Origin of the sequence: Methylophaga lonarensis MPL, assembly GCF_000349205.1 — a bacterium.
Lineage (GTDB): Bacteria > Pseudomonadota > Gammaproteobacteria > Nitrosococcales > Methylophagaceae > Methylophaga > Methylophaga lonarensis.
Genome location: NZ_APHR01000053.1, coordinates 1 through 14161, shown reverse-complemented (window position 1 = coordinate 14161; position 14161 = coordinate 1). Strand labels below are relative to the sequence as shown.

At 46.8% G+C, this 14161-nt stretch carries 29 protein-coding genes; all 29 read left to right on the top strand.

Annotated features, from left to right (window positions below):
* Positions 1-234 (top strand): EF-Tu C-terminal domain-related protein (locus MPL1_RS09610; protein ID WP_009726936.1); only part of this gene is annotated, 234 nt, incomplete at its 5' end.
* 6 nt (positions 235-240) lie between these two features.
* A complete protein-coding gene (gene rpsJ, locus MPL1_RS09605) occupies positions 241-555 on the top strand; it encodes a 30S ribosomal protein S10 (protein ID WP_009726935.1) in 315 nt (104 codons plus the stop codon).
* Positions 556-569: 14 nt separating this feature from the next.
* Complete coding sequence (gene rplC, locus MPL1_RS09600) at positions 570-1202, top strand: 50S ribosomal protein L3 (protein ID WP_009726934.1); 633 nt, start codon at positions 570-572, stop codon at positions 1200-1202.
* A gap of 24 nt (positions 1203-1226) precedes the next feature.
* Entirely contained in the window at positions 1227-1844 is a 618-nt protein-coding gene (rplD, locus tag MPL1_RS09595; RefSeq protein WP_009726933.1) for a 50S ribosomal protein L4, read from the top strand.
* The gene (gene rplW, locus MPL1_RS09590) at positions 1841-2134 is read left to right on the top strand and encodes a 50S ribosomal protein L23 (protein ID WP_009726932.1); all 294 of its coding nucleotides are present in this window, start codon (positions 1841-1843) and stop codon (positions 2132-2134) included. The genes rplD and rplW overlap by 4 nt, the downstream gene beginning before the upstream one ends.
* 29 nt (positions 2135-2163) lie before the next feature.
* Complete coding sequence (gene rplB, locus MPL1_RS09585; protein ID WP_009726931.1) at positions 2164-2991, top strand: 50S ribosomal protein L2; 828 nt, start codon at positions 2164-2166, stop codon at positions 2989-2991.
* A gap of 19 nt (positions 2992-3010) precedes the next feature.
* Positions 3011-3286, top strand: a complete 276-nt coding sequence (gene rpsS / locus MPL1_RS09580; protein WP_009726930.1) for a 30S ribosomal protein S19 — start codon at positions 3011-3013, stop codon at positions 3284-3286.
* Positions 3287-3295: 9 nt separating this feature from the next.
* Positions 3296-3628, top strand: a complete 333-nt coding sequence (rplV, locus tag MPL1_RS09575) for a 50S ribosomal protein L22 (protein WP_009726929.1) — start codon at positions 3296-3298, stop codon at positions 3626-3628.
* Between the two features lie 12 nt (positions 3629-3640).
* Positions 3641-4303: a 30S ribosomal protein S3 gene (rpsC, locus tag MPL1_RS09570; protein ID WP_009726928.1), complete on the top strand. Its 663-nt coding sequence runs from the start codon at positions 3641-3643 to the stop codon at positions 4301-4303.
* A gap of 11 nt (positions 4304-4314) precedes the next feature.
* Positions 4315-4728, top strand: coding sequence for a 50S ribosomal protein L16 (gene rplP, locus MPL1_RS09565; protein ID WP_009726927.1), 414 nt, complete (start codon positions 4315-4317; stop codon positions 4726-4728).
* The gene (gene rpmC, locus MPL1_RS09560; protein WP_009726926.1) at positions 4728-4910 is read left to right on the top strand and encodes a 50S ribosomal protein L29; all 183 of its coding nucleotides are present in this window, start codon (positions 4728-4730) and stop codon (positions 4908-4910) included. The genes rplP and rpmC overlap by 1 nt, the downstream gene beginning before the upstream one ends.
* 12 nt (positions 4911-4922) lie before the next feature.
* Positions 4923-5183 (top strand): 30S ribosomal protein S17, encoded by a 261-nt coding sequence (gene rpsQ, locus MPL1_RS09555; RefSeq protein WP_009726925.1) that lies wholly within the window; start codon positions 4923-4925, stop codon positions 5181-5183.
* Positions 5184-5210: 27 nt separating this feature from the next.
* Positions 5211-5579, top strand: a complete 369-nt coding sequence (rplN, locus tag MPL1_RS09550; protein ID WP_009726924.1) for a 50S ribosomal protein L14 — start codon at positions 5211-5213, stop codon at positions 5577-5579.
* A 15-nt stretch (positions 5580-5594) separates the two neighbouring features.
* Entirely contained in the window at positions 5595-5912 is a 318-nt protein-coding gene (gene rplX / locus MPL1_RS09545) for a 50S ribosomal protein L24 (protein ID WP_009726923.1), read from the top strand.
* 21 nt (positions 5913-5933) lie between these two features.
* Complete coding sequence (rplE, locus tag MPL1_RS09540) at positions 5934-6473, top strand: 50S ribosomal protein L5 (protein ID WP_009726922.1); 540 nt, start codon at positions 5934-5936, stop codon at positions 6471-6473.
* A gap of 20 nt (positions 6474-6493) precedes the next feature.
* The gene (rpsN, locus tag MPL1_RS09535; RefSeq protein ID WP_009726921.1) at positions 6494-6799 is read left to right on the top strand and encodes a 30S ribosomal protein S14; all 306 of its coding nucleotides are present in this window, start codon (positions 6494-6496) and stop codon (positions 6797-6799) included.
* Positions 6800-6828: 29 nt separating this feature from the next.
* Positions 6829-7224, top strand: a complete 396-nt coding sequence (rpsH, locus tag MPL1_RS09530; protein WP_009726920.1) for a 30S ribosomal protein S8 — start codon at positions 6829-6831, stop codon at positions 7222-7224.
* A 25-nt stretch (positions 7225-7249) separates the two neighbouring features.
* Positions 7250-7783 (top strand): 50S ribosomal protein L6, encoded by a 534-nt coding sequence (gene rplF, locus MPL1_RS09525; protein ID WP_009726919.1) that lies wholly within the window; start codon positions 7250-7252, stop codon positions 7781-7783.
* A 25-nt stretch (positions 7784-7808) separates the two neighbouring features.
* Positions 7809-8153, top strand: a complete 345-nt coding sequence (rplR, locus tag MPL1_RS09520) for a 50S ribosomal protein L18 (RefSeq protein ID WP_040577061.1) — start codon at positions 7809-7811, stop codon at positions 8151-8153.
* An 18-nt stretch (positions 8154-8171) separates the two neighbouring features.
* Positions 8172-8681: a 30S ribosomal protein S5 gene (rpsE, locus tag MPL1_RS09515; protein WP_009726917.1), complete on the top strand. Its 510-nt coding sequence runs from the start codon at positions 8172-8174 to the stop codon at positions 8679-8681.
* A 5-nt stretch (positions 8682-8686) separates the two neighbouring features.
* A complete protein-coding gene (rpmD, locus tag MPL1_RS09510) occupies positions 8687-8875 on the top strand; it encodes a 50S ribosomal protein L30 (protein WP_009726916.1) in 189 nt (62 codons plus the stop codon).
* A gap of 2 nt (positions 8876-8877) precedes the next feature.
* On the top strand, positions 8878-9312 hold the full coding sequence (gene rplO / locus MPL1_RS09505) for a 50S ribosomal protein L15 (protein WP_009726915.1): 435 nt from the start codon (positions 8878-8880) through the stop codon (positions 9310-9312).
* A gap of 5 nt (positions 9313-9317) precedes the next feature.
* Positions 9318-10673, top strand: coding sequence for a preprotein translocase subunit SecY (gene secY, locus MPL1_RS09500; protein ID WP_009726914.1), 1356 nt, complete (start codon positions 9318-9320; stop codon positions 10671-10673).
* Between the two features lie 30 nt (positions 10674-10703).
* Complete coding sequence (rpmJ, locus tag MPL1_RS13490) at positions 10704-10817, top strand: 50S ribosomal protein L36 (protein ID WP_009726913.1); 114 nt, start codon at positions 10704-10706, stop codon at positions 10815-10817.
* Between the two features lie 86 nt (positions 10818-10903).
* On the top strand, positions 10904-11257 hold the full coding sequence (gene rpsM / locus MPL1_RS09495; protein ID WP_009726912.1) for a 30S ribosomal protein S13: 354 nt from the start codon (positions 10904-10906) through the stop codon (positions 11255-11257).
* A gap of 14 nt (positions 11258-11271) precedes the next feature.
* Positions 11272-11661: a 30S ribosomal protein S11 gene (gene rpsK / locus MPL1_RS09490; RefSeq protein ID WP_009726911.1), complete on the top strand. Its 390-nt coding sequence runs from the start codon at positions 11272-11274 to the stop codon at positions 11659-11661.
* A gap of 20 nt (positions 11662-11681) precedes the next feature.
* Positions 11682-12302 (top strand): 30S ribosomal protein S4, encoded by a 621-nt coding sequence (rpsD, locus tag MPL1_RS09485; RefSeq protein ID WP_009726910.1) that lies wholly within the window; start codon positions 11682-11684, stop codon positions 12300-12302.
* A gap of 40 nt (positions 12303-12342) precedes the next feature.
* On the top strand, positions 12343-13326 hold the full coding sequence (locus MPL1_RS09480) for a DNA-directed RNA polymerase subunit alpha (RefSeq protein WP_009726909.1): 984 nt from the start codon (positions 12343-12345) through the stop codon (positions 13324-13326).
* A 39-nt stretch (positions 13327-13365) separates the two neighbouring features.
* Positions 13366-13752 carry a 50S ribosomal protein L17 gene (rplQ, locus tag MPL1_RS09475; RefSeq protein ID WP_009726908.1) on the top strand — a complete coding sequence of 129 codons (387 nt, stop codon included), beginning with the start codon at positions 13366-13368 and terminating at the stop codon, positions 13750-13752.
* Positions 13753-14161: the final 409 nt, after the last annotated feature.

Sequence of the window (14161 nt, the reverse complement as noted above, 5' to 3'; positions counted from 1 at the left end):
GGTCGTCACACACCATTCTTCAATGGCTACCGTCCACAGTTTTACTTCCGTACAACTGACGTAACTGGTGCCTGTGACTTGCCATCAGGTGTAGAAATGGTCATGCCTGGTGACAACATCAAAATGGACGTAACCCTGATTGCACCGATTGCGATGGAAGAAGGTTTGCGTTTCGCTATTCGTGAAGGCGGCCGCACTGTTGGTGCCGGTGTCGTTAGTAAAATTGTTGAGTAATTAATAATGGCAACAACCCAAACAATCAGAATCCGGTTGAAATCATTTGATCATCGTTTGATCGATCAATCAGCAAAAGAAATTGTTGAAACTGCAAAACGTACTGGCGCGCGCATCAATGGACCTATTCCATTGCCGACCAAAAAAGAACGTTTCACAGTGTTGATTTCTCCACACGTAAACAAAGATGCGCGTGAGCAGTACGAAATCCGTACACACAAGCGTTTGATGGATATTGTAGAGCCTACTGATAAAACAGTAGACGCGTTAATGAAACTGGATCTCGCCGCAGGCGTTGATGTCCAGATCAAGTTGAATTAAGAGGGGTTGGGTCAATGACTATCGGACTCATCGGCCGTAAGCGTGGTATGACACGTATCTTCTCTGAAGATGGTGTTTCTACGCCTGTTACGGTAATTGAAGTGGAACCAAACCATATCAGCCAGCTGAAATCAGTTGATACTGATGGTTACAACGCGATTCAGGTCAGCGTCGGTGCTCGTAAAGCTTCACGTGTGACCAAGCCTGAAGCTGGGCATTTTGCCAAGGCGCAAGCGCCTGCTGGTCGCAAAGTGTGCGAATTCAGAGTTGAAGATGTTGCCAGTTTTGAACTTGGTTCAGAACTCAAAGTTGACATCTTTGAAGCCGGTCAGGCGGTAGACGTTTCTGGCATCAGTAAAGGTAAAGGCTTCGCGGGTGTTGTTAAGCGCTACGGCTTCGGTGGTGGCGATGCTACACACGGTAACTCTTTGTCTCACAGAGCGCCTGGTTCTATCGGTCAGTGTCAAACACCTGGTCGCGTGTTCAAAAACAAAAAGATGGCAGGCCATATGGGTGATAAAAAACGCACCCTGCAAAACCTGTCTGTGGTTAAGGTCGACGCAGAGAGAAATCTGTTGCTGGTGAAAGGCTCTGTGCCTGGCGCAACAGGCAGTAATGTGGTTGTCCGTCCGGCTGTAAAAGCCTAAGCAAGATTCTGAGGGGAAATAAACGTGGATCTTCAGCTACAATCGTTTGACGGCAAGAAAGCTGGAAACATTACTGTTTCTGACGCATTGCTTGACCGTGAATATAATGAATCACTGGTTCACCAGGTTGTCACTGCATACTTGGCAGGCGGCCGTGCGGGAACACATGCACAAAAAACTCGCTCAGAAGTGAGCGGTGGTGGCAGAAAGCCTTTTTCACAAAAAGGTAGCGGCCGTGCACGTGCAGGTACAATCCGCAGCCCATTGTGGCGTAGTGGTGGTACTACCTTTGCTGCCAAAAACCGTGATTACAGTCAAAAAGTAAACCGCAAGATGTACCGTTCTGCGATGGCTTCGATTCTGTCTGAGCTGCTTCGCAAGGATGCACTCATTGTGGTTGATAAAGTCGAGCTCGACTCACCTAAGACCAAGGATTTGCTGAGCAAAACCAAGTCGCTGGGTCTCTCCAATGCATTGATCGTCACTGAAAATGCTGCTGGCAACCTGGCCTTGGCTTCTCGCAATCTGTATGACATCGCTGCTACTGATGTCGCGCATCTGAATCCTGTGGCTCTGCTGCGTTTTGAGAAAGTCGTGATGAGCGAAGACTCTGTTCGTAAATTAGAGGAGTCATTGGCATGAATTCCGAGCGTCTGACAAAAATTATTGTCGGCCCTGTGGTTGCAGAAAAAGCATCACGCGTTGCCGAAAATCACAACCAGGTAGTGCTGAAGGTATTGCCTAACGCCAACAAGATCGAGATCAAACAAGCAGTTGAAAAAATGTTTGATGTCAAAGTTGCGTCAGTTACCACTAGCAATGTTAAAGGTAAAGTCAAGCGTACAGGCCGTATCATGGGCAAACGCAGCGACTGGAAAAAAGCCTATGTAACATTGGCTGACGGTGCTGATCTCAACTTCCTTGGCGAATAAGTAAACAGAATACGGGTGAGGAATCAGGAATGGCATTAAAAAAGGCTAAACCTACATCAGCAGGACGTCGCTTCGTCGTACAGGTCAGCACCGCTGATCTGCACACCGGTGCGCCATATGCTCCGCTGGTTGAAAAGAAATCTAAAACGGGTGGCCGTAACAACGCGGGACGAATCACTGTTCGTCACCGTGGGGGCGGTCATAAACAGCGCTATCGTCTGATCGACTTTAAACGCAACAAGGACGGTATTCCTGCTGTTGTTGAGCGTATTGAATACGATCCAAACCGCACCGCTCACATCGCATTGCTGAGCTATGCCGATGGTGAAAAACGCTACATTATCGCGCCGAAAGGTGTTGTGGCTGGTGATCGTCTGGAATCAGGTGACAATGCTGCGATTCGCGCCGGGAATACGCTGAAATTATCAGCGATTCCACTCGGTAGCACGATTCATTGTGTCGAACTGAAACCAGGTAAAGGTGCTCAGTTAGCGCGTAGCGCCGGCAGCAGTATCCAGTTCGTCGCTCGTGAAAACGGCTACGCAACCATCCGTCTGCGCAGTGGTGAAACTCGCAAGGTTTCACTGGAATGTAAAGCAACCCTGGGTGAAGTCGGCAATGGTGAACACTCATTGCGTTCACTGGGTAAAGCGGGTGCTAAAAGATGGCGCGGTGTTCGCCCAACGGTTCGTGGTGTTGTTATGAACCCGGTCGATCACCCACACGGTGGTGGTGAAGGTCGTACTTCCGGTGGTCGTCACCCAGTGACACCATGGGGTGTGCCGACTAAAGGCTACAAGACCCGTAAAAACAAACGTACAGACAACATGATTGTACGTCGTCGTAATCGTAAATAAAGAAGGCTAGGAATTCATCATGCCGCGTTCAATTAAAAAAGGTCCGTTTATTGACCAGCACCTTGAAAAGAAGGTCTTGGAAGCGATAGAAGCAAACAACAAACGTCCGATCAAAACATGGTCAAGACGTTCCATGATTTCACCTGACATGATCGGCCTGACAATTGCCGTTCATAACGGTAAACAACATGTTCCTGTGTTTGTGACAGAAGATATGGTAGGGCATAAGTTGGGTGAGTTTTCGCCAACACGCACCTTTAAAGGTCATGCCGCTGATAAGAAATCTAAGCGATAAGGTTAAGATATGGCTACACAAGCTAAACTCAGCTATGCACGCATTTCCGCACAAAAGGTGCGCTTGGTTGCAGATCAAATCAGAGGGTTGCCAGTAGAACAGGCAATCAACATCCTCGCGTTCAGCCCGAAAAAAGCAGCAGAGCTCATGAAGGGCGTACTGGATTCGGCGATTGCAAATGCTGAACACAACGATGGGGCAGATATTGATGAATTGTTCGTCTCTGCCGTGATGGTTGACGAAGGTCCGACGATGAAACGCATGTCACCACGTGCGAAAGGTCGTGGCAACCGTATCCTTAAACGTACAAGCCACATCACAGTGGTTGTTGACGAAAAGTAAGAGAGAATACTCATGGGACAAAAGGTTCACCCAACAGGTTTCAGACTTGGTATAATTAAAGATTGGAATTCGATCTGGTATGCGGATTCTGCCAACTTTTCAGAAATGTTGAATAACGATCTGAAAGTTCGCACATACCTTAAAAACAAACTGGCTCATGCATCTGTAAGCAAAATCCAGATCGACCGGCCAGCAAAGACTGCAAAAATCACTATCCATACTGCACGTCCGGGTATTGTGATTGGCAAAAAAGGCGAAGATATCGACAAGCTGCGTCAGGAAGCCTCTGAAATCATGGGTGTTCCTGTCAACGTTGGTGTTGAAGAGATTCGTAAGCCAGAACTTGACGCGACCCTGGTTGCAGAGAGTGTCGCCCAGCAGTTAGAACGTCGCATCATGTTCCGTCGTGCAATGAAACGTGCTGTTACCAATACTATGCGTCTTGGCGCTGAAGGTATTCGTATCAACGTTTCCGGTCGACTGAACGGTGCCGAGATCGCCCGTACTGAATGGTATCGCGAAGGTCGTGTGCCTTTGCATACATTGCGTGCTGATATCGACTACGGTACTGCAGAAGCAAAAACCACGTACGGCATCATCGGTGTCAAGGTTTGGATTTTTAAAGGTGAAGTTTTTGATGCACACAATCAAAACACACCGGCAGCAGAAAAATAAGGTTATAACCAATGTTACAGCCAAAAAGAACTAAATTCAGAAAACAGCAGAAGCTGCGCAACCGGGGCATGGCCCATCGTGGTGCGAAAGTCAGCTTTGGTGAATACGGTCTGAAATCGCTTGAGCGTGGTCGCATTACCGCTCGCCAGATTGAGGCGGCACGTCGTGCAATGACACGTCATATCAAACGTGGCGGCAAGATCTGGATCCGCGTTTTCCCTGACAAGCCAATTTCCAGCAAACCATTGGAAGTTCGTCAAGGTAAAGGTAAGGGTAACGTCGAGTTTTGGGTAGCTAATGTCCAACCTGGCCGTATGCTTTATGAAATGGAAGGTGTTGCAGAAGACGTGGCCAGAGAAGCATTCCGCCTCGCCGCTGCCAAGCTTCCAGTTAAAACCACATTTGTTACGCGGGCGATACTGTAATGAAAGCGAGCGAAGTTAGACAGAAGTCTGTCGAAGAAATGAAGCAAGAGTTAGAAGCTCTGCACAAAGAACAGTTTAATTTGCGTATGCAGCATGCCACTGGTCAGCTGGCTCGTTCAAGCGAGCTCAAGCGTGTTCGCCGTGATATTGCTCGCATTAAAACTGTCCTCAACGAAAAATAATAGGGCACGGATATGAGTGATCAGGAAAACAGAGCACGTTCATTAACAGGTCGCGTTGTTAGCGACAAGATGGATAAAACCGTCACTGTGCTTGTTGAACGTAAAGTGGCTCACCCCATTTATAAAAAATACGTTAAGCGTTCTACCAAATTGCACGTTCATGATGAAAATAATGAATGTCATATTGGTGATGTTGTTAGTGTTGCTGCCTCGCGTCCACTGTCCAAGACAAAGTGCTGGAAGTTGGTTGAAATCGTTGAGCGTGCCAAGTAAAGCAACTATCAGTTTGGAGTTTAGACAATGATTCAAATGCAAAGCAGTCTCGACGTTGCTGACAACAGTGGTGCGAAACGAGTTGAATGTATCAAAGTGCTTGGCGGTTCACATCGTCGCTACGCCGGTATTGGTGACATCATCAAAGTGACCATCAAAGAAGCAGCACCTCGCGGTAAAGTTAAAAAAGGTGACGTGCACAACGCTGTCATCGTAAGAACTCGTAAAGGCGTTCGTAGACCAGACGGCTCAGTAGTTCGTTTTGATTCTAATGCGGCGGTTTTGCTGAATGCAGCACATCAGCCGATTGGAACCCGTATCTTCGGGCCAGTCACCCGTGAACTTCGTGGTGAGAAGTTTATGAAGATTATTTCTTTGGCACCAGAAGTACTTTAAGCAGGAGCGCTGAGGATGGAAAGATTAGTTAAAGGCGATCAGGTTGTTGTTTTGACCGGTAAAGATCGTGGTAAGCAAGGCGAAATTCTGCGTCGTGTAGAAGGTGGAAAGTTTATCGTCCAAGGGATCAACCTGGCGAAAAAACATATGAAACCAAATCCGGCGTTGGGTCGCACAGGTGGCATTGTTCAGAAAGAAATGCCAATCGATGGTTCGAATCTGGCTTTGTTGAATCCTGCTACTGGCAAGGGCGACAAAGTAGGCTATAAAGTGCTGGACGATGGCCGCAAAGTTCGCGTCTTTAAATCAAATGGCGAAGTTGTAAGCGCTTGAGCTTCGTATTAGGTAAAAACAGTGAGCAGACTAAAACAATATTATCGTGAAACTGTCGTCAAGCAATTGATGGAACAGTTTGATTACAAATCAGTAATGGAAGTGCCTAAGATCACCAAGATCACTCTGAATATGGGTGTGGGTGAAGCACTGACTGACAAGAAAGTCCTTGAAAACGCAATGGCTGATATGGAAGCGATTGCTGGTCAAAAACCAGTTGTTACCAAAGCCAAAAAATCTGTCGCCGGTTTCAAGGTGCGTGAGGGTTGGCCAATCGGCTGTAAAGTGACTCTGCGTCAAGACCGAATGTACGATTTTCTGGATCGTTTAATCAGCATTTCCATTCCGCGTATCCGTGACTTCCGTGGCTTGAACCCAAAATCATTTGACGGTCAAGGCAACTACAGCATGGGTATTAAAGAACAAATCATTTTCCCGGAAATTGAATACGACAAAATCGACAAGTTGCGTGGTATGGATATCACCATTACCACAACCGCGAACACTGCAGAAGAGTCTCGCGCCTTGTTGACTGCGTTTAAATTTCCTTTCAGAAAATAAGCTAAAGGTTGGAATAAGTTATGGCTAAACGTTGCATGGTTAATCGCGAGCTGAAAAGAGCGAAACTTGTAAATAAATATGCTGCAAACAGCGCAGAGCTGAAAAAGCAAATGCTCGATATGTCACTGACTGCTGATCAGCGTGATGCGGCTGCAAAAAAATTCCACGCACTTCCTAGAAACTCCAGCCCGACTCGTATGAGAAATCGCTGTGAGATTACGGGGAGGCCGCATGGTTATTTTCGTAAGTTCGGTCTGTCTCGTAACAAGTTGCGCGAACATGCAATGAAAGGCGACATTCCTGGTCTGGTAATGGCGAGTTGGTAATTACCAACCTGTTTTGTGGAGCGAATTAAATGAGTATGACCGATCCTATTGCTGATATGTTGACGCGTATCCGCAATGCGCAGCAAGCCAATAAGGCACAAGTAAGCATGCCAGCTTCAAAAGTGAAGCTGAGTATTGCAAAGGTTTTGCAGGACGAAGGTTACATCAGCGACGCTAAAGTCTCTGATGAGTCAGGAAAATCTGTATTGACCATCACCCTGAAATATTTTGAAGGTAAGCCGGTTATCTCCCAGATTAACCGTGTCAGCCGCCCTGGTCTGCGTGTATACAAGGCTGCAAACGATCTGCCAAAAATTATTGGCGGTTTGGGTGTTGCAATTGTTTCAACATCACAGGGCGTGATGGCTGACCGGAAAGCACGAGCTATCGGGCAAGGTGGCGAAGTCATCTGTTCGGTAAGCTAAACCGGTTTATTTGGAGATAGTATCAATGTCACGTATCGCAAATGCACCCGTTGTTATTCCAGCAGGTGTTGAAGTCACACTGAATGGCAGTGAAGTCACTGTCAAAGGTAGTAAAGGTACACTGTCACGCAGCATCCATGCTGACGTTGAAGTGAACCAGGAAGGCTCAACACTGGTGACAACGGCCAAGTCAAACTCTAAAGAAGCAGTGGCGCTAACTGGTACCACCAGAGCGTTATTGAACAACATGGTCTCAGGCGTCTCCCAAGGCTTTGAAAAGAAACTAACTCTGGTAGGGGTTGGTTATCGTGCCAAAGCTCAAGGAAACACACTTGATCTCACACTGGGTTTTTCACATCCGGTTCAATATCAGGCGCCTGCAGGTGTAACTGTTGAAACTCCGAGCCAGACTGAAATCGTAGTAAGCGGGGCCGACAAGCAAGCTGTCGGCCAGGTTGCAGCAGAGATTCGCGCTTATCGTTCACCAGAGCCTTATAAAGGTAAAGGTGTTCGATATGCTGACGAACATGTTGCTCGTAAAGAAGCTAAGAAAAAATAAGTAGGCTGAATCATGGAATAAAAAAATTTCACGGTTACGCAGAGCCTCTAGAGCTCGTGCCAAAATCAGAGAACTTGATGTCTACCGTCTGACAGTTCACAGAACACCACGTCATATCTATGCTCAAGTGATGAACAGCGATAGCACAAAAGTTATCGCATCAGCTTCAACACTCGATGCAGAAGTTAAAAAAGCGCTGACATCATCTACTGGGAATATCTCAGCGGCTGAAGTTGTCGGTAAAACTATTGCTGAAAGAGCGGTTAAGCAAGGCGTTTCGTCTGTTGCGTTTGATCGTTCCGGTTTCCGTTATCACGGTCGTGTCAAAGCACTTGCTGACGCTGCTCGTGAAAATGGCCTTCAGTTCTAATTTAATAAGGTAAGACAGATGGCACAGAATGAACAACGTCAGCCTGCCAGCGATGGTTTGATCGAAAAACTGGTCGGTATTCGCCGCGTCGCCAAAGTTGTAAAAGGCGGTCGCGTATTCGGATTCTCAGCATTGACAGTCGTCGGTGATGGCAATGGTCGAGTCGGTTTCGGTCAAGGTAAAGCACGGGAAGTCCCTGTTGCGATCCAGAAAGCTATGGAAGAAGCCAGAAAAAACATGAAGCAAGTGTCGCTGAATGGTGATACGCTGCACCACCCGCTGACAGCTCGTCACGGCGCAGCAAAAGTGTTTATGCAGCCTGCTTCTGAGGGTACTGGTGTAATCGCAGGTGGTGCAATGCGCGCGGTATTTGATGCTGTTGGCGTGCATAACGTCCTGGCTAAATCCATTGGATCAACCAATCCTTTGAATGTGGTTCGGGCAACTATCAATGGCTTGACCGAGATGAATAACCCAGAAGCAATTGCTGCCAAACGTGGCAAATCAGTTGCTGAAATCACGGAATAACAGAAATGACTGCACAAGCAAAACTGAAAGTCACTTTGGTCAAAAGCACAATCGGTCGTTTAGACAAACATAAAGCTTGTGTGACTGGCCTTGGTTTGAGAAAAACCGGAAGCAGTGCACTGGTTATCGATACGCCTGAAAATCGCGGCATGATCAATAAAATCTCATACATGCTCAAGGTTGAGGAAGTTTAAACATGAATCTGAATTCGATAGCACCCGCTGAAGGTGCAAAACAATCTGCCAAGCGTGTAGGTCGTGGTATCGGCTCTGGTCTTGGAAAAACCTGCGGACGAGGCCATAAAGGCCAAAAAGCCCGTTCAGGTGGTTTCCATAAACGTGGCTTCGAAGGCGGTCAGATGCCTTTGCAACGCCGTCTGCCAAAAGTCGGTTTCAAATCTCGCAAAAGCGCAACCACCGCAGAAGTCAGACTCGATGTCATTGCAAATATTGATGCCAAAGAAATCGATTTGCTGACACTGAAACAGCACAACGCAGTTCCTGCAAACACACTACGAGTTAAAGTTATAAACTCTGGTGAAGTCAGCAGTGCTGTAGTTCTCAAGGGGCTGTCTGTAACAGCTGGTGCAAAAGCAGCTATTGAAGCTGCTGGTGGCAAAGTCGAAGAGTAAACTCTGTGGAAAAAAACCGTCAACAAGCTGCCGCTGCACTGATGGGCAGCGGCAGACTTTCTGAACTTAAAGCGCGCCTTCTCTTTGTATTAGGCGCGTTGTTAGTTTATCGCCTCGGAACATTCATTCCGGTGCCGGGCATTGATCCTGCTGCACTGGCTGTGATGTTTGAACAGCAACGGGGAACCATCCTGGACATGTTCAACATGTTCTCGGGCGGTGCATTGGAACGGTTGTCGGTATTTGCACTGGGTGTTATGCCATACATCTCTGCATCGATTATCATGCAGCTGCTTACTGCAGTGCATCCAAAGTTGTCACAGCTTAAGAAAGAGGGTGCAGCTGGCAAGCGCAAGATCACTCAGTACACTCGTTACGGTACTTTGGCACTCGCAACATTCCAGGCACTTGGTATTGCCATCGCACTGGAATCACAAAGAGCAGGTGGTACTGGCGTAGTTATTGACCCAGGTTTCCTGTTCCGCATAACAACGGTTATCACACTCGTTACAGGGACGATGTTCCTGATGTGGCTGGGTGAACAGATCACAGAACGCGGCATCGGTAACGGCATCTCATTGATCATTTTTGCAGGTATCGTAGCAGGCCTGCCATCAGCGATCGGTGGAACGCTTGAACTGGCACGGACAGGTCAGTTGCACACATTCCTGGTCATTGCTCTTTTAGTCATGGCTCTAGCAGTGACAGCGTTTGTTGTTTTTGTAGAACGTGGGCAGCGTCGTATCCCCGTTCACTATGCCAAACGCCAGCAAGGTCGCAAGATGATCGCCGGTCAGGTGACACACTTGCCATTAAAATTAAACATGGCGGGTGTTATTCCTCCAATTTTTGCTTCAAGTATTATCTTGTTTCCTGCTACAATTGCCGGCTGGTTTGGCGCCTCTGAGGGAATGAGCTGGTTGCAGGATATTTCGGCGCTGATGTCGCCGGGGCAACCAATGTATGTGATGGCCTATGCCTTCGCGATTATTTTCTTCTGTTTCTTCTATACAGCGTTGGTATTCAACCCAAAAGAAACAGCCGAAAATCTGCAAAAGTCAGGTGCTTTCGTACCAGGTATTCGACCAGGTGAACAGACCTCCAAATACATCGACTCAGTCATGGGACGGTTGACACTGGCAGGTGCTGTATATATCACTGCGGTTTGTTTGCTACCGGAATTTTTGATTCTGTACTGGAGTGTTCCATTCTATTTTGGCGGAACATCTCTACTCATTATTGTAATTGTGATCATGGACTTTGTCTCACAGGTTCAGTCTCACCTGATGTCACAGCAATATGAGAGTTTGATGCGAAAATCAAACAAAAATAATAGTGGGATGGGTGGGTTTCTTAACTAGTCCCAACAAAGGCTTTGCTGGAGAAAAATGATGAAAGTTCAGGCGTCTGTCAAAAAGATTTGTCGCAATTGTAAAATTGTTAAGAGAAATGGTGTTTTACGAGTTATCTGTAAAGAAGCTCGTCATAAACAACGTCAAGGTTAATTGGCGTATCGTTTTACGTTATTGTTGAGCGAGGAATATTTATGTTACAATTCCCTGTTCACTCCTGAGAAATTTAGGGTAATTCAATGGCTCGTATAGCTGGTATTAACATTCCTGTGCAAAAGCACACTGTCATAGCATTGACATCTATCTACGGTGTTGGTCGCACGCGTGCCCAACAGATCTGTGAAGCATCTGGTGTGGCACCTGACAAGAAAATCAGAGACCTCTCTGAGCAGGAAGTGGAAAGTCTCCGCACTGAAGTGGCTAAATTCACAGTAGAAGGTGATCTGCGTCGTGAAGTGTCAATGGACATCAAACGATTGAAAGATCTCGGTTGCTACCGTGGTGTTCGTCATCGCAGAGGTCTCCCGGTTCGCGGTCAAAGAACAAAAACTAACGCAAGGACTCGTAAAGGTCCTCGCCGCATGGTCAAGTAAGGAAGAGACACTCGATGGCAAACTCATCTGCAAGACAACGTAAGCGTGTCAAAAAGAATGTGGTGGACGGTGTTGCACACGTTCACGCATCGTTCAATAACACAATCGTTACAATCACAGACCGCCAAGGTAATGCACTTTCTTGGGCAACTGCCGGTGGTTGTGGTTTCCGTGGTTCAAGAAAAAGTACTCCTTTTGCTGCACAGGTCGCTGCTGAAAAAGCCGGTGAAGTGGTTAAAGAGTTCGGTATGAAGAACCTTGACGTTGAAATCAAAGGTCCTGGCCCTGGTCGTGAATCAGCCGTCCGCGCCCTGAATAACCTTGGTTTCAAAATCACTAACATCACAGACGTGACGCCAATTCCTCACAATGGATGTCGTCCGCCTAAGCGCCGTCGCGTTTAACAGATTCTTGGAGTAAGACAATGGGAAAATATCGTGGCCCAACTTGCAAGCTCAGCCGTAGAGAAGGTACAGACCTGTTCCTGAAGAGCCGTGGCAACCCGATTGAGAGCAAATGCAAGATTGATCAAAAGCCAGGTCAACATGGTGCACGTCGTGGACGTGACTCAGATTACGCTACCCAGCTGCGTGCTAAGCAACGTATTCGTAGAATGTATGGCGTACTGGAAAAGCAATTCCGTAATTACTATCGCATGGCTGACCAGAAAAAAGGTGCTACAGGCATCAACTTGCTGAACATGTTGGAGCAACGCCTTGATAACGTGGTTTATCGTATGGGTTTTGGGTCAACCCGTTCAGAATCAAGACAGCTTGTTTCGCATCGCGCGGTCATGGTTAATGGTCAAACTGTCAACATCCCGTCTTACCAGGTTAAAGAAGGTGACGTGGTTGAAATCCGTGAGAAAGCCAAAAAGCAAGAGCGCATCGTTAACGCGATGTCGGTTGCTGAGCAACTTGGTTTCCCGGAATGGGTTGAGGTAAACAGCAAAGGCCTTTCTGGTGTGTTCAAGCGTGCACCTGAGCGTGATGAATTACCAGCAGAACTCTCAGAAAACCTGGTTGTAGAGCTCTACTCTAAATAGTTTTAACTGAATCCTTACAGGATTTATCAGAGGAATATGCATGGCGACTTATACGAGTCAATTTCTTAAACCAAGGATTGTTGATATCCAAAAGTTTAGCGACACACGTACACGTCTTGTGCTAGAACCACTTGAGCGTGGTTTTGGCCATACATTGGGTAATGCGCTTCGTCGTATTCTGTTGTCATCAATGGAAGGTGCTGCTGTAGTTGAAGCACAAATTGATGGTGTCGTTCATGAGTATTCAGCAATCGACGGTGTTCAAGAAGATGTTCTTGATATCCTGTTGAACATGAAAGGTCTTGCAATTCGCCTGCATGACACTAGCGAAGTTGTGTTGAGTCTTTCTAAAGATGGCGTTGGCCCTGTTGTGGCAAGCGACATTCAGCTACCGCACAACGTCGAAGTTGTTAATCCAGACCATGTGATTGCCAACCTTACTGGCGGTAGCCTGAACATCACGTTCAAGGTGATGAAAGGGCGAGGCTACTCTGCAGCCAACACACGTTCGGTTGCAGACGAAGACGACAGAGCGATAGGGCAGTTGTATCTGGATGCCTCTTTTAGCCCTGTTCGACTGGTAACTTACAGTGTTGAAAGTGCTCGTGTGGAAAACCGCACTGACCTTGATAAACTGATCATCGATGTCGATACAAATGGCACTTTGGAAGCTGAAGACGCCATCAAGTACGCAGCAACGATTCTGAGTGATCAGCTGACATCGTTTGTTGACTTTACCGTCATCGAGGAAAGCATCAGCGAGCCGAAGTTGCCTGCTGTTGATCCTGCGTTGCTGCAAGCTATCGACGATCTGGATCTCACAGTTCGCTCAGCAAACTGCCTCAAAGCAGAAAATATTTATTATGTAGGTGATCTGATCCAAAGAACAGAAATGGAGCTGTTGAAAACTCCAAATCTTGGCAAGAAGTCACTTACTGAAATCAAGGAAGTGCTGGCCTCAAAAGGTCTGTCTTTGGGCATGCACCTTGATAACTGGCCACCTGCTTCATTAGAGCAAAAATGATACTGAAGCTGATTCAGCATAAAATTAAGGGTAAGAACCATGCGTCATCGTAATTCTGGTCGTAAATTAAATCGCAACTCTAGCCATAGAAAGGCGATGTTCAAAAATATGGCTGCTTCACTGATGCAGCACGAAATTATTCGTACTACGTTGCCGAAAGCTAAAGAGCTTCGCGGAGTTGTCGAGCCACTTATTACACTGGCTAAGAAAGACAGCGTCGCTAACCGTCGACTCGCTTTCGCTCGCATCGGTGACCGTGATACCGTCACTAAACTGTTCAACGAAATCGGACCTCGGTCAGCTAACCGTCCTGGCGGCTACGTACGTATCCTCAAATGTGGTTTCCGTGCAGGCGATAAAGCCCCAATGGCCATTGTTGAACTGGTTGACCGTAGTGCAGATGCTGTGGAAGTTGCTGCTGAATAAGCAAATTTCTTCAACATAATCTTTTCAAAAGAGCCGGCTTTAGCCGGCTCTTTTGTTGTAGTGAACATCAATGTTTTGTTAATTATCCCTGGCATGAACAACTTAACTCATTGATTGTGAAAGTCTGTATTTGCCAGACAAAATGAATGAAAAAGAATTTGGCAAATACGGTTGACACCCAAGCGAGTGTCTGTATAATTCTCGCTTCTTTGCTGGCACGAGTCAGCAGCTCTTTAAAAAATCAGAATCAAGTAATTTGTGTGGGTGCTTGCGTGGGATTTGTTTCGATAAATCAGACGTGAGTAATTCGCAAGAATGCAAACGTCAATCAAGTTATTGTCTCTGACTTATAGAGACTAHAAGTCAAAATTAAATCCTGAAGAGTTTGATCATGGCTCAGATTGAACGA

Coding starts and splice junctions, on each gene's coding strand:
- rpsJ (WP_009726935.1), top strand. CDS start 241: ATGGCAACAACCCAAACAATCAGAATCCGGTTGAAATCATTTGATCAT.
- rplC (WP_009726934.1), top strand. CDS start 570: ATGACTATCGGACTCATCGGCCGTAAGCGTGGTATGACACGTATCTTC.
- rplW (WP_009726932.1), top strand. CDS start 1,841: ATGAATTCCGAGCGTCTGACAAAAATTATTGTCGGCCCTGTGGTTGCA.
- rplB (WP_009726931.1), top strand. CDS start 2,164: ATGGCATTAAAAAAGGCTAAACCTACATCAGCAGGACGTCGCTTCGTC.
- rpsS (WP_009726930.1), top strand. CDS start 3,011: ATGCCGCGTTCAATTAAAAAAGGTCCGTTTATTGACCAGCACCTTGAA.
- rplV (WP_009726929.1), top strand. CDS start 3,296: ATGGCTACACAAGCTAAACTCAGCTATGCACGCATTTCCGCACAAAAG.
- rpsC (WP_009726928.1), top strand. CDS start 3,641: ATGGGACAAAAGGTTCACCCAACAGGTTTCAGACTTGGTATAATTAAA.
- rplP (WP_009726927.1), top strand. CDS start 4,315: ATGTTACAGCCAAAAAGAACTAAATTCAGAAAACAGCAGAAGCTGCGC.
- rpmC (WP_009726926.1), top strand. CDS start 4,728: ATGAAAGCGAGCGAAGTTAGACAGAAGTCTGTCGAAGAAATGAAGCAA.
- rpsQ (WP_009726925.1), top strand. CDS start 4,923: ATGAGTGATCAGGAAAACAGAGCACGTTCATTAACAGGTCGCGTTGTT.
- rplN (WP_009726924.1), top strand. CDS start 5,211: ATGATTCAAATGCAAAGCAGTCTCGACGTTGCTGACAACAGTGGTGCG.
- rplX (WP_009726923.1), top strand. CDS start 5,595: ATGGAAAGATTAGTTAAAGGCGATCAGGTTGTTGTTTTGACCGGTAAA.
- rpsN (WP_009726921.1), top strand. CDS start 6,494: ATGGCTAAACGTTGCATGGTTAATCGCGAGCTGAAAAGAGCGAAACTT.
- rpsH (WP_009726920.1), top strand. CDS start 6,829: ATGAGTATGACCGATCCTATTGCTGATATGTTGACGCGTATCCGCAAT.
- rplF (WP_009726919.1), top strand. CDS start 7,250: ATGTCACGTATCGCAAATGCACCCGTTGTTATTCCAGCAGGTGTTGAA.
- rpsE (WP_009726917.1), top strand. CDS start 8,172: ATGGCACAGAATGAACAACGTCAGCCTGCCAGCGATGGTTTGATCGAA.
- rpmD (WP_009726916.1), top strand. CDS start 8,687: ATGACTGCACAAGCAAAACTGAAAGTCACTTTGGTCAAAAGCACAATC.
- rplO (WP_009726915.1), top strand. CDS start 8,878: ATGAATCTGAATTCGATAGCACCCGCTGAAGGTGCAAAACAATCTGCC.
- rpmJ (WP_009726913.1), top strand. CDS start 10,704: ATGAAAGTTCAGGCGTCTGTCAAAAAGATTTGTCGCAATTGTAAAATT.
- rpsM (WP_009726912.1), top strand. CDS start 10,904: ATGGCTCGTATAGCTGGTATTAACATTCCTGTGCAAAAGCACACTGTC.
- rpsK (WP_009726911.1), top strand. CDS start 11,272: ATGGCAAACTCATCTGCAAGACAACGTAAGCGTGTCAAAAAGAATGTG.
- rpsD (WP_009726910.1), top strand. CDS start 11,682: ATGGGAAAATATCGTGGCCCAACTTGCAAGCTCAGCCGTAGAGAAGGT.
- MPL1_RS09480 (WP_009726909.1), top strand. CDS start 12,343: ATGGCGACTTATACGAGTCAATTTCTTAAACCAAGGATTGTTGATATC.
- rplQ (WP_009726908.1), top strand. CDS start 13,366: ATGCGTCATCGTAATTCTGGTCGTAAATTAAATCGCAACTCTAGCCAT.